The following is a 12,519-nucleotide window of genomic DNA, read 5'->3' on the forward strand; positions in this document are numbered from 1 at the left end:
CGAGCAACCACAGAGGCGGTCGCACTCGTCGCTGCGGCCGCCTCCCTCCCGAACCCTCGGACGACTTTCCTCCCCTATTGGAATTTGCAGGGGCAGCCGATGAGCAACGATCTTCCCAAACCCGACTACGCCACCGCCAACCTGAAGCTTGTCGGCTACAGCGACCAGGGCGGACGCTGCGACGGCGTGCAGATCATGGTCCACAAGGGCTTTGCCTATGTCGGCCACATCTTCTCCAAGGGCTTTTCCGTCATCGACGTGCGCGATCCCAAGAGCCCAAAGACCGTCAAATACGTCGCCGCTCCGCACAACACCTGGACGCTGCATCTCCAGGCCGCCGAGGACAAGCTCCTCGTGATCCACAACAAGGACATGTTCGCGCAAGCCGAGCTTGCCGACGAAAAGAACTACTACAAGGGCTCCGTCGACCATCACGCCGACGAGAAGCAGGACGAGCGCGACTGGTCGGCCGGCATGGCCGTCTACGATCTCTCCGCGCCTGGCGATCCCAAGCAGATCGGTTTCATGCCGGTCGACGGCACCGGCCTGCATCGCATCTATTGGACCGGCGGCCGGTGGGCCTATGCCTCCGCACTGCTGGATGGCTTCACCGATTACATCATGATCGTGATCGATCTGGCCGATCCGACGAAACCGCAACTTGTCGGAAAATACTGGTTGCCGGGGATGAACAAGGCTGCCGGCGAGGTGCCGAACTGGCCGACCAAGAACGGCCGTTTCGGCCTGCACCATCCGATCGTCCGTGATGATGTCGCCTATTGCAGCTGGCGCGACGCCTGCCTCGCCGTCGTGGACGTCAAGGACAAGTCCAATCCGAAACTCATCACCCACAAGGTATGGGCCCCACCGTTCGGCGGCGGAACGCACAATGCGCTTCCCCTGCCCAACCGTAACCTGCTCGTCGTCGTCGACGAGACGGTGCTCGACAATCAGGAAGACGGCTTCAAGCCGATCTGGATCTTCGACAACCAGGTGAAGTCCAATCCGATCAGCATCTCGACATTCCCGGCGCCGTCGAACAAGGACTATCTGAAGGTCGGCGGCCATTTCGGCCCGCACAACGTGCACGAAAACCGGCCCGACGCATTCTACAGCGAGGAGGTCATCTTCGCGACCTATCAGAATGCGGGCCTGCGCGTGTACGACATCAAGGATCAGTTTCGCCCGAAGGAGATCGGCGCGTTCGTTCCGCCGCCGCCTGCGAAGTGGATGGACCCACGGCCTAACCGTCCCGTCGTGCTGCACTCGGCCGACGTCTTCGTCGACAAGAACGCGCTCTGTTACGTCACCGATTTCAGTGCCGGCCTCTATGTCGTGGAATACAAGGGCTAGCCGTGTGAACCCGATGGGGAGAGGTGAACCGAAATCCTCGGTTCATGCCGCGATGCTGATTGATCAGCGAGGCGCCTTCGGCGTCTTGAGACTGGCGCGCTTCTCCGGCGGCGTGGCGAGCACGCCGTTCAGCGCCTCCGTCGCCTCGAGCACGCCCTTGTAGGCGTCGGTCGCAAAGCGCAGCAACAGCTTCAGCTCCTCGTCGGAATAGCGGCTCCAGACCTTGTGCATCGCCTGCTGCATTGGCACGTAGAGCTTACCGATCTCGGCCGTGGCCTCCGGCACGATGGTGATGAACACCTTGCGACGGTCGTCCTCGTCGCGCTCGCGGCGCACATAGCCCGCCTTCTCCAGCCGGTCGACGACGCCGGTGATGGCCCCCGTCGTCAGCCCTGTGACCTCGGCAAGCCGCCCCGCGGTCGCGCGTCCCTCCAGTTGCAGAAAGTCCATGCATTCGAGGTCGGAGCCGGAAATTCCAGCAACGTTCGCAACGGCCTGGCCGTACAGCACGCCCTGCGCCGAGGAGCGGCGCATCGCCTCCTCGAGTTCCTGCACCAAACCCGCGCGCGCTTTCCCTCTTGACAAGGCCAGCCTCATATCTTAGCAGATATATATCTTAGCCACTAAGATAATCAGTGGCCGTGATTTTTACTAGCACCGCAGCAGTCCCAGGAGCAAGCCATGTCGTCACGCCCCCGCAAGGCCCTCATCATCGGCGCCGGCATCGCCGGGCCCGTCGCCGGAATCCTGCTCCGCCGCGCCGGCATCGAGGCGCAGATCTTCGAGGCCTGGCCCTATTCCAAGGGGATCGGCGGCGGCTTGCAGCTCGCGCCGAACGGCATGCAGGTGATGGACGAGATCGGGCTCGCGCGCGAAGTGACCAGCCGCGGCTCGATCGCTGAAGCCTTCGACTTCTATTCGCAAAGCGGCCAGAAGCTCGGCTCGATCAACCGCGACATGGAGCGGCGCTTCGGCCAGCCCGCGGTGAATATCTGTCGCGCCACGCTGAACGAGATCCTGATCGACAAGGCCTGGTGCTCCTGCGTCTCGCTCTATTTCGAGAAGCGCCTGATCAAGATCGAGGACCGCGGCGACCAGCCGATCATCGCCTATTTCGCCGACGGCACCACCGCGGAAGGCGACTTCCTGATCGGCGCCGACGGCGTGCATTCGGTGGCGCGCCGCCAGGTCGTGCCGGACGGGCCAAAACCCTTCAACACCGGCCTGATCGGCTTTGGCGGCTTCGTGCCGCGCGCCGTGCTCGCGGGCCATCCGATCGGCCAATGCGTCGAGACCACGTTCGGCCAGAGCGGCTTCTTCGGCTACGGCTTTTGTAGCCCGGATCCAAATGACGGCGTGATGTGGTGGAGCACGCAGCCCGCCCACGGCATGGATGCGGCGATGTTCCGAGCGCAGGATCAGGCGACGCTCAAGCAACACTTACGCGACTTCCACCGCGGCTGGCACGATCCGATCCCCGCGATCATCGAGGCAGCTGAAAACATCGTGGTCACCGATACGCTTGACGTCGCGACGCTTCCGACCTGGTCGCGCAAGCGCTCGCTGCTGATCGGCGACGCGGCGCACGCGACGAGCCCGCATGCCGGCCAGGGCGCCTCGCTCGCGCTGGAAGACGCGCTTCGCCTCGGCCGCCTGATGGCGGAGGGCCAGGAGTTCAGCGCTACCTTCCAGAATTTCGAAGCCGAGCGTCGCCCTCGCGCGGAAAAGATCGTTGCGATCGCCCGCCGCAACGGCAACAGCAAGCGCGAATTCTCAGCCACCGGCGCCTTCATCCGCGATCAGATGCTGAAATGGCTCTTGCCGCTGAGCTCGAAGGGGATGGATTTCATGTATGCATACGATGCGCGGGCGGCGTAGCGAGCGCTGCCGATGCGCACGCCGTCGTAGGGTGAGCAAAGGCGCAAAGCGCCGTGCCCACCACTTGAACTCGCCGCGCCGGAAGTGGTGGGCACGCTTCGCTTTGCCCACCCTACAATATGCGGCTACTTCTCCACCCTGAACGTCAGACCCGCGTGCTCTTCAAGCCGCTTGATCAGCTTGTGCTGCATCGCTGCGCCCGGCGTCCAGAAACCAGCCGGCACATCCGGCGTGTCACGCAGCATGCAGACCGCGCATTCGGAGATCATCTTCGAGGTCGAGCCGTAACCGGGATCGCGGTCGCCGGTGACGCCGGCGCGGACCTGGCGGCCGTCGGGCGCGATCGCAACATAAAGCAGATTGAAGAGACCGTTCTCCCGCTCCTCCTTCGACGGCCCCTCGCCCGGCTTCGGCGCATTCGGGCCGGTCTTCTCGGCATTGGCAGCCATCACACGCTTCGCATTGGCCTCGCCTTTCTCGCCGGGACCGGTCAGCACCATCTCGTCGTAGACGAACTCGCGGCCGTAGGGGAAGCCCATCAGCATGTTGGAGCGATGGACATTACGCGTGTTGATCAGCGCCATCATGAACGGCGCGGTCCAGGATTGCAGGTCCTCCTCATAGGCCGCCCTGTTGCCCTTCGGCTGCTTCGGTCCGGTGAAGCCGGGCGTCAGCGCGAAGTGATCGTTGAGAATGGCGACAAGGCTGAGGTCCTTGGCGACCGCATCGAAGGTCGCCTTCGCACTTGCCGCGGTGCCGCCCGATAGCGTGCCACGCATATCGCGCACACGCCCCTTCACGCGCGCAGCCGGCGCACCGAGCACACGCTTGGCCTCTTCCTGCACGAAGAACGTACCGAGCTCGAACGGGACGGAATCATAGCCGCACGAGAACACGATGCGCGCGCCGCTCGTCTTGGCTGCCGCCTCATACTTGTCGATCATCTGCCGCATCCAGACCGGCTCGCCGCAGAGATCGAAATAGTCCGTGCCCGCCGCCACGCAAGCGGCGAGCAGCTCTTCACCGTAGAACTGATACGGACCAACGGTCGTGATCACCGACTTCGTCTGCGCGACCATCGCCTTCAGCGACGCCGGATCAGCCGCATCCGCTACGATCAGCGGCGTGTCACTGGGCGCGCCGATTGCCTCGCGCACGGATTTCAGCTTGTCGAGGCTGCGGCCGGCCATCGCCCATTTCAGCGCCTTGTCGTCCTTGTATTGCGCGGCCAGATATTCGGCGACGAGCTGGCCGGTGAACCCGGTCGCGCCATAGACGACGATGTCGAATTTCGCAGAGCTCATGATCGGCAGCCTTTACTTCTTTCCGTAACTCACGCCCATGCCGGCGCGGACGTCGCTTTGAATTCCATAGGGCGGGATCGGATAGCGCAGGCCGTTTTTCGCCAGCGCCTTCATGCCCGTGATCGCCTTGGCAAGATGTGCTGGGCTCATCGCCATCAGCATCTCCTCGTCCGGCACGCCGCCATAGCGCCGTTCGGCATAGCATGGCAAGGACAGGCTGGGCTCGCCGGTTTTTAGCGCCCGCCCCCAGGAGTCCGCGCAGGCGGTCTCGCCGACCACGCCCCATTCGAACTTCCTGTAGCCGGTATATTGCAGCCCGTTGATCAGGATGATCATCTGCCCCGGCGTCGCATAGACTAGACAAATGTCGGGCGGATCGAGCCGGCCGCTCGCCAGCGGGCTCACCGCGAGCGCCCGGTATTGTCCGAACGGTACCACGTCGAGCGCCTCCTGGCGCTTGCGCGCGTCCTCGGCCGTGCCATGCCACACGCCAACGTAATTCTCGCCCGCAAGCCATTGCTCGTCCTGTGGCGAGAGGCCAATCACGGCGCGACACTGCGCGCCAACGAGATCATCCGCGGTGATGCCGACGGTCCAGCCGAGACGTGAAGCCATGCTCACGATCTGGTCGGTGGTGTGAACCGCATTCGGCCGGCGGATCTTCGGGATCGCCTCCATGTCCTCGGCGCGTGCAAACAGCTTCATGCCGATCACCGTCGTCTTCAGTCGGAGCAGCGTGTTGAGGTCGGCCACGATGCCGGCGAGATCGATCGGTTCGGCGTTCGCTGGCTGCATGGCGTCCTCCCGGCGGCGCGATGATTTTCGTATCCCCGTTTCTAGTCCCTGGCTGGCCCCGGAAGCAACTCGCCGGTTCGGCCCATCAGGCGGTAGGCCACGAGCCCGATCCACTCGCGCACCGCGATATCGGTTTGTAGAAGCCCGTCGCGGCCCATATCGTTGAAGGTGAGGAGATCCTCGCGCCCACCCATTCGCCAATCTACGGGATAGGCCTCGACGTCGAAACCGGCCTTGCGGAAGATCCCGACCGAGCGCGGCATGTGGAATGCCGAGGTCACCAGCAGCCAGCGCTCGCCGAGTTTCGGCGAGACCAATTGCTTTGTGAACGTCGCGTTCTCGTAGGTATTGCGCGAGTTGCGCTCCACGATCAGGCGTTCCTTAGGGATGCCTACACTCTCTAGGATCGGCGCCGAGTAGTCGGCCTCCCTCGCCTCGTTCGAGATCAGGTTGGCACTGCCTCCGGTGAAAACGATGCGCGCATTCGGATAGCGTCGTGCGAGCGCAGCGGGCGCCAACATGCGATCGGCGGCACGGGCGACGACTGGCGTTTGATGCGCCGCCGACAAGTCGGTGTCGACGGAGCCGCCGAGCACGATGATGCCGTCGGGCGCGCCGCGCGAGGCATCCCACGGCGGAAAGCGCGACTCCAGGGGATAGAGCAGGAGCTTGCCGAGCGGCGAGAATGCGGTGAGCGCCAGCAGGACCAGCACGGCCACCGCAAGCCTGCGGCCTGTTCGCGCGAAGCGCGTCGCCATCAGGACGAGCGAGAGGATGCCGAGTTCGACCAGGAAGTTGATCGGTAAGAGCGCGACGCCGAGCGTCTTGGACAGGACGAAAAACAGGGGAGCCTCGCTTTGGGATCATCGAGCCTATCGATGGGCGGACCTTGACGGGCCGATCCTTCTTCAGAAATGTTCTTGAAAGAGGACCGATTGCCGGGTCAAGCCCGGTCATGACGAGTCCCAACGAAAACAACCGGACACGCCCTATGACCCACCATCACCTGCAGTCCAGCCCCGAAACCTGCCATTGGGGCTTCTTCGAGGCGAAGCTGAAGCCGGTCCTCACGATCGAGAGCGGCGACGAGGTGACGGTCGACACCATCAGCGGCGGGCCGGACGTGCTGCCCGACCGTAACCAGTTTCATATTCCACCGGAGCTGTTCGAGGTTCATGCGAAGAGCGAGCGCATGCTGCCCGGCCACATTCTCACCGGCCCGATCGCGGTGAATGGTGCCGAGCCCGGCGACGTGCTCGAGGTCCATATTCTCGACGTCACGCCGCGGCAGGATTGGGGCTACAATCTGATCAGGCCGCTCTCGGGCACCCTGCCCGACGATTTCCACGAGACGCGCATTCTCAACATCCCGCTTGATCTGACGCGGATGGTCGGCCGCATGCCCTGGGGCCTCGACCTGCCGCTCAAACCGTTCTTCGGCGTGATGGGCGTCGCGCCGCCGCCCGCCTGGGGCCGCATCTCCTCCCTGGTTCCGCGCGCGATAGGCGGCAATCTCGACAACAAGGAGCTTGGTGCGGGCGCCACGCTCTATCTGCCGGTGTTCGTGCCGGGCGCACTGTTCTCCTGCGGCGACGGCCATGGCGTGCAGGGCGACGGCGAGGTCTGCGTCACTGCGATCGAGACCGCGCTGCAAGGCCGCTTCCGCCTCACGCTGCGCAAGGACATGAAGCTCGCCTACCCACGCGCAGAGACGGTCTCGCACTACATGACCATGGCGATGGACCCGGACCTCGACCAATGCGTGGTGCGCGCGCTGCGCGACATGATCGCGCTCCTGGGCGAAAAACGAAACCTGTCGCGCGAGGACGCCTATACGCTGTGCAGCCTTGCCGCGGATCTGCGGGTGACGCAGACCGTCAACGGCTCAAAAGGCATCCATTGCATGATCGAGAAATCGCTCGTGCACGGCTAGCTCGCCCCGCCGCCCCTCCCCCGCAATCCAACACCCGCCGCCGGTGAAAATCGCGCGGCGCGCCGGCACGCGGAATTTCTCCAGCGATTCCAATGGTCTCGGACACCGGTTCGATCCGGATTTGACTCCTCCCCGTTTCTAAATAGAGTCTTAAACGTTACTTTTCTGTACCCGCGTAAGAGGCTAGCGTTTGTGTCATGGCCACCGAAAAAGCCGAGACTGACCGCATTCCCGTTACCTTGGCGCTCTCGACCATCACGTATCTCGAAAAACTGGTGAGACAGGGCACCCACGGCACCAGCGTTCCCGGCGTCGCACGGACCTTGATCGAAGAAGGCATCCGTCTCGCCATCAAAGACGGACTCTTGTCGATTCGCGACCATGGCAGGACGTGAGGCTCAAGGAGCGCGCAACGCGGACGGTTTTGGACGGAGTGGTCGATTTGCAACCTGGGACCGCCACAACATGCCTGCTGTTTCACCGACCTCGCCAACGTCCGCTGCAACCTGGACCGTTGAGCGCATCGAACTTCTGAAAAGCCATTTTCACGCCGGCCTATCCTGCCGCGAGATCGCCGCTGATATCGGCGTCAGCCGCAACGCCGTCATCGGCAAGCTCAGCCGCCTCAACCTGACGCGCGGTCCGAGGCGGGAGGAGCGGAGCGCGGAGAAGAGTACCGCGCGGGCCCTGCGGACCCTCCGCAGGCTGCAATATGAAATGCTCGCCACGATCCATGACGAGGCCGAAACGCCGCTAGCGCTCGCGCCGATCGATGAGACCAACCGCTGCTCGCTGCTCGAATTGACCCAGAACCGCTGCCGCTGGCCGATCTCGACACCCGGCGCGGATGACTTCTGCTTCTGCGGCAACGCCTCGCCCGACGGCCAGTCATATTGCACGGGCCACGCGCGCCTCGCCTACCGGCCAAACTCGCGCGGGCGCCTCGTGCGTAGCTGACTGCTGCTCGCAGCCACCACAAAGTAAAAACCTCCGGCAGGGCACTGCCGGAGGTTTTGGAGGCCTAGCATGAAGCCAGGAGCCGTCAGTTCAACTTGTCGGCTGGAGGAATATAGCTGAGTAAATCAGCTAAGTAAATAAATTTGAGAGCGAACGAATTGCATGGCACGCCTTCGTTTCACGTAAGGCCTGCTCTGCCAGAGCCGGCCGGCGATAAAGCAGCCAACAAAATCTGCGAAGAAAAACGGCCAAGAAAAACGGCCAAGAAAAAACCCCGGCGGTTGCCCGCCGGGGTTCTCTGATCGGTCGAGAGATCGATCTTAGAAGTTGCGCTGGGCGCGCAGGAGCATGCTGACCGAGTTCTGGTCCTTCAGCTCATACACGGCTGCCGGCTTGGCAGCGGAAGTGATGCCCGGGCTGTTGATCGCGCCGGTATACTTCTGGTCCAGATGCGTCCAGTTCACGTCCGCGGTGAACGCCAGGTTCTTGACCGGGGTCCACACGGTGTTGACACCGATGACCGCGAAGTTGAAGTCCGGATTACAGGTCGAACCGGCCACGGCGATCGCAGCGAAGTTGGTGCAGATCAGGGCCTTGCCCGTAGTGCCGTACTTCAGCTGAGCATAGCCACCGTAGATGGCGCTCGCCCAGTTCGGGCTCCAGTTGTGGGTGTAGCCACCGCGGAAGCCCCAGGTCTTGACGGTGTCGATGCCGGTGCCGGTGCCGAAGACGCCGTCAGCAATGCCAGCGAAACCAGTGCTCTGGTAGGCGCCAGCCAAGCCGGTGCCGCTGAAGATGAAGAAGCTCTGCGGGAACAGGCTCTGGAAGTTGTAGCGGCTCGCACCATCCGTGTAGACGGCCTGCAGGTTGATGTTGTCGCCAGGTCCCGTCGGGATGTTCTTGATCGACAACGAACCCTGAACCGCCCAGCCCCACTTGTCAGCCGGGTGACCGGAGACTTCCGTGGTGCCGTAGTAAGCGGAATGGATGTCATGCGCGGCAACCGAGATCTGGGCCAGACCCCAGGCCTGGTCGACGCGAACAGCACCGACGATGTCGGGAGAACGCGTGCCACCCCAATCGTTGGCACCGTAGACGCCCGTCACGAACTGAGCGGCCGTACCCGAGGACACGTTCCAGAGGTTCGACTGGCCGTTTGTCGCCGTCGTCATATCCTGCAAGGCCACCGAACCGGTGATGCCCTGGCCGAAGTCAGCCGTATAGGCAACCTGGTTGATGCCGTTGACGTTGTTCGAACCGCCCGGAATGGTGTCGGGACCGCCGGCCGGATAGCTCTGCCACGGAGCGTCGAAGATCGAGACCGTGCGGCCGAAGGTGAAGCCGGCGAACTGGATGAACGCATGGTAAAGGCCAAGCTGGGCGCTACCGTCCGAGGCCCCTTGCGCCGACGGGTTGCTGCCGGTCAAGGTGTTGCTCGTCCAGGTGAACACCATGTCCGCGTAGGTGCGCACAACGCCGTACTCGGTCGCCGTGCGGGTGTCGACGGTGAAGTCCATACGAGCGCGGCTGTACCAGTAGTTGGTCAGACGGTTGTTCGAACCCTGGTTCGCGCCCTGCTGGAAGGAATAGTCGCCCGCGCCAACCGTCGCGTCGGCACGCAGGTAGCCGCCGAACTTGATGCAGGTGTCAGTGCCCGGCATGTAGTAGAATCCGGCACCGTACAGGGAGCAGATCTTCACGTATTCGACCGCCTTGGCCTTCACGGGGAGATCGGCTGCCTGTGCTCCGCCCACGGCGATCAGACCCGCCGCTGAGCCGAGCAAAAGGCTCTTCACCAATTTCATATTCAACCTCCAAGTTGCTCATTCATGGCGAGGCGGGCCATCAGCCCCCAGATCCCCGCCTTTTGAAAACCGCTCGGCCGCTTTTCGCCTTCGGAGGCGCGCGCCTTCGCGCGGGCAACCTGTGCGAACCACCTGCAACGGGACGGCCGAAGAATCCCCTTGAACCGTCGGGCGCGAATATGCATGCGTCACTTTGCTAATCAAAATAGTTTATTAGATCAGCTATATGATTGCGGCCGCGCTGTGACCCGGGCGCAACACCGACCGGCCGCAGCCAAGGCTGACCAGGTCATCTGTGTAATATGCGTGACATAATTACCTTGCTCTGGCACGTTGCCTCAGAGCAAACTTGCATCGACAATGGGTGCCGATAGCGTCGGTGACAAGGATCAAACGAGGAGGGAAGCCGTGTCCGCGACGAGGAAGGACGGAGCGCGTCATCGCTCCGTCGGACATCTGGACATCATCAAGTGCTTCACCTGGGAGATCTCCTCGATCAACAACTATCTCGAGGAGCTTCGACAGTTCTGGGCCCGCACGCTCGGCATCTCCGGGCCACAATGGATGATCCTGATGGCGATCTCCGACCTCGACAAGGACGACGGCGTTCCCGTCAACGTCGTGTCCAAGCTACTCCACGTCGATCCGTCCTTCATCACCACCCAGTCGAAGCTTTTGGAGAAGAAGGGCCTGCTGCGCCGCAAGCCCTCGCCGACCGACGCGCGAGTGGTCCGGCTGTCGCTCACCGACAAGACGCAGAAGCATCTCGCAAGCCTCACCGAGCAGTACAAGGCGATTCGGGAATATGTGTTCGAGGAGTTCGACCAGGACGAGTTGACCGCGTTCACCGAGAAGCTCGCCACCGTCAAGAACCGCCTCGAGAAGGCCTGCGTAAGGGTCGCGCTGGATTTCTGAGATTCTTTAAGCCGGCAACTGACCAAGCCGCGACGCCAGCCAGTCGAAGATGTACTCGTTGGCAAGGGTCGGGTTGTCGGCATGCGACTGCGCCGCGGCGGTCTCCTCGGCGGTGAACACCCGAAGCGTCACATCCGACCGCGTGGAGCGCACCTGCTGCACCATCTGCCGCGCGCGGTCCGGCTTCAGCCAGCCGTCGTCACCGAGCGTGATCAGCACCGGACAATCGATGTCGCGGGCGATCAGGGTGGCCTCGGGTCCGGGGACGAGGCTGGCATCGCGCAGCATGATGCGGTTGGCGAGAAAGGCGCGCTCGTGCAGATCCCACAGACCGCCGTCACACACCGCCGCCGCGAGCCGCGGCTCGTGCACGATCGCGCGGGCCACGAATGAGGAGCCCCAGCCGTCCGCGAGGATGGCGACGCGGCCGAAGTCGACGTCGGCACGCGACGACAGATAGTCCATGATCGCGGTGATCGAGGTCTCGAGATCGCGCCGGCGCAGGATCCTGTCGAGGTCATCGTCGCTGCGCTCGCCCAGAAGATCGATCGCCAGCATCGACAGGCCGCGCTCGCGCGCGAACGGCGCGAGCTTGATCAAGAACTCCTCCTTGCGATGCCCGGGCTCGCCAATGCAGACCACCGTCGCCCGCGGCCAGCCCGTCGGCTGCGCCGGCAGGAAGTAGCCCTGCAGCGAATGACCGTTCAGCCACGGCATCGTGACGACCTCGCCTGCGGGACTGCTCACCTTGAGGAAGCTGCGCGCGCAACCCTGCATCGCCAAAACCGCCTCAGTGCGCCGCGGGTCCGCAGGCTCGAGCGGAAGTGCTGCGGCATTGTAGTAGCTGATGGCGCGAAGCCAGTTGCGCTGGGCGGTGGCGATATGGCCGCCGGCGAACGCCGCGTCGCCGCGCTCGCGATTGGTCTGCGCAAGCGCCAGCCATTCGCGATGCCAGGAGAGCTCGTCGCCGCGCCTGATCCGTCGCGCGATCAGGAGGCACTCGGCGATCGTCGCCCCGCCCTCCTGGGCGGCCGCGAGCAATCGCATGAATTCGGCGGAGAGGTCTTCCCGCTCCGGCCAGAAAGCCCAATCGTCGGGAAGGCAGGCGGGGATCATGCGAAACGAAGCTTCATTTGCTATCTTCAACAATTGACCGAATAACTTATTTTGGTCCAGCTACCAAGGTACCGGCGGCCGAAACGAGCCCGCAACGGCCCGCCTGGCGATCAAGATCGCTTGAGTGACTTCGTGATATCGCGTGGGCGACATCCCGTTGCTTCGCGATCGCGACCGCCGCAGCAAAATTTCTGCGTCAACTCGCTGCGACGGCTGCTCTTTGGCCCGCAACCGAGTCGCAATGCTCCCGGAGACCGAGCGACCCGCAGCGAAGCGCAATCCGGGATCATCGCCTCAGCGCGCGCACAACTTCGGATGCGCTTCGCCTGACGAGGTTGTTGAAGCCTTCGCCCCACTCTCGCTGTCATCGCCCGCGAAAAGCGGGCGATCCAGATGCTATGGGGTAAGCGGCGACTGGGGTAAGCGGCGGTGAGGGTGTGGACACCCCTCGAACGCCGTGATC

General features: G+C 63.4%; 12 protein-coding genes. 6 read left to right on the forward strand and 6 right to left on the reverse strand.

Going from position 1 to position 12,519, the window contains the following annotated elements; all coding sequences use genetic code 11:
* Positions 1-99: 99 nt before the first annotated feature.
* Positions 100-1,353 carry an LVIVD repeat-containing protein gene (locus tag SO139_RS37760; RefSeq protein ID WP_449380654.1) on the forward strand — a complete coding sequence of 418 codons (1,254 nt, stop codon included), beginning with the start codon at positions 100-102 and terminating at the stop codon, positions 1,351-1,353.
* A 63-nt stretch (positions 1,354-1,416) separates the two neighbouring features.
* Here the strand turns inward: SO139_RS37760 and SO139_RS37765 are convergent, their stop codons facing one another.
* Positions 1,417-1,887 carry a MarR family winged helix-turn-helix transcriptional regulator gene (locus tag SO139_RS37765; RefSeq protein WP_498541613.1) on the reverse strand — a complete coding sequence of 157 codons (471 nt, stop codon included), beginning with the start codon at positions 1,885-1,887 and terminating at the stop codon, positions 1,417-1,419.
* A 147-nt stretch (positions 1,888-2,034) separates the two neighbouring features.
* Here SO139_RS37765 and SO139_RS37770 point away from each other — a divergent pair, with 147 nt between their 5' ends.
* Positions 2,035-3,231 carry an FAD-dependent monooxygenase gene (locus tag SO139_RS37770; RefSeq protein WP_449380655.1) on the forward strand — a complete coding sequence of 399 codons (1,197 nt, stop codon included), beginning with the start codon at positions 2,035-2,037 and terminating at the stop codon, positions 3,229-3,231.
* A 125-nt stretch (positions 3,232-3,356) separates the two neighbouring features.
* On the opposite strand, the gene SO139_RS37775 is transcribed toward SO139_RS37770, so the two are convergent.
* From SO139_RS37775 to SO139_RS37785, 3 genes are read right to left on the reverse strand one after another with little or no spacing between them, the layout of a single operon-like run.
* The gene (locus SO139_RS37775; protein WP_449380656.1) at positions 3,357-4,535 is read right to left on the reverse strand and encodes a saccharopine dehydrogenase family protein; all 1,179 of its coding nucleotides are present in this window, start codon (positions 4,533-4,535) and stop codon (positions 3,357-3,359) included.
* A 12-nt stretch (positions 4,536-4,547) separates the two neighbouring features.
* Positions 4,548-5,330: a DUF169 domain-containing protein gene (locus SO139_RS37780; RefSeq protein WP_498541609.1), complete on the reverse strand. Its 783-nt coding sequence runs from the start codon at positions 5,328-5,330 to the stop codon at positions 4,548-4,550.
* A gap of 41 nt (positions 5,331-5,371) precedes the next feature.
* The gene (locus SO139_RS37785; protein WP_449380710.1) at positions 5,372-6,175 is read right to left on the reverse strand and encodes a YdcF family protein; all 804 of its coding nucleotides are present in this window, start codon (positions 6,173-6,175) and stop codon (positions 5,372-5,374) included.
* 146 nt (positions 6,176-6,321) lie between these two features.
* On the opposite strand from SO139_RS37785, the gene SO139_RS37790 reads away from it, so the two are divergent.
* The 3 genes from SO139_RS37790 to SO139_RS37800 all read left to right on the forward strand — a co-directional run bounded on the left by SO139_RS37790 (position 6,322) and on the right by SO139_RS37800 (position 8,220).
* A complete protein-coding gene (locus SO139_RS37790) occupies positions 6,322-7,263 on the forward strand; it encodes an acetamidase/formamidase family protein (RefSeq protein WP_449380658.1) in 942 nt (313 codons plus the stop codon).
* Between the two features lie 197 nt (positions 7,264-7,460).
* Positions 7,461-7,658: a hypothetical protein gene (locus tag SO139_RS37795; RefSeq protein WP_498541610.1), complete on the forward strand. Its 198-nt coding sequence runs from the start codon at positions 7,461-7,463 to the stop codon at positions 7,656-7,658.
* 70 nt (positions 7,659-7,728) lie between these two features.
* A complete protein-coding gene (locus SO139_RS37800; RefSeq protein ID WP_449380659.1) occupies positions 7,729-8,220 on the forward strand; it encodes a GcrA family cell cycle regulator in 492 nt (163 codons plus the stop codon).
* A 320-nt stretch (positions 8,221-8,540) separates the two neighbouring features.
* On the opposite strand, the gene SO139_RS37805 is transcribed toward SO139_RS37800, so the two are convergent.
* Positions 8,541-10,025 carry a porin gene (locus SO139_RS37805; RefSeq protein ID WP_498541611.1) on the reverse strand — a complete coding sequence of 495 codons (1,485 nt, stop codon included), beginning with the start codon at positions 10,023-10,025 and terminating at the stop codon, positions 8,541-8,543.
* 408 nt (positions 10,026-10,433) lie between these two features.
* Between SO139_RS37805 and SO139_RS37810 the strand changes: the two genes are divergently transcribed.
* Positions 10,434-10,940 carry a MarR family winged helix-turn-helix transcriptional regulator gene (locus SO139_RS37810; protein ID WP_473121168.1) on the forward strand — a complete coding sequence of 169 codons (507 nt, stop codon included), beginning with the start codon at positions 10,434-10,436 and terminating at the stop codon, positions 10,938-10,940.
* Between the two features lie 6 nt (positions 10,941-10,946).
* Here SO139_RS37810 and SO139_RS37815 read toward each other — a convergent pair whose 3' ends face one another.
* Positions 10,947-12,056 (reverse strand): alpha/beta hydrolase family protein, encoded by a 1,110-nt coding sequence (locus tag SO139_RS37815; RefSeq protein ID WP_449380662.1) that lies wholly within the window; start codon positions 12,054-12,056, stop codon positions 10,947-10,949.
* Positions 12,057-12,519 lie beyond the last annotated feature (463 nt).

This window comes from Bradyrhizobium sp. UFLA05-89 (genome assembly GCF_059803475.1).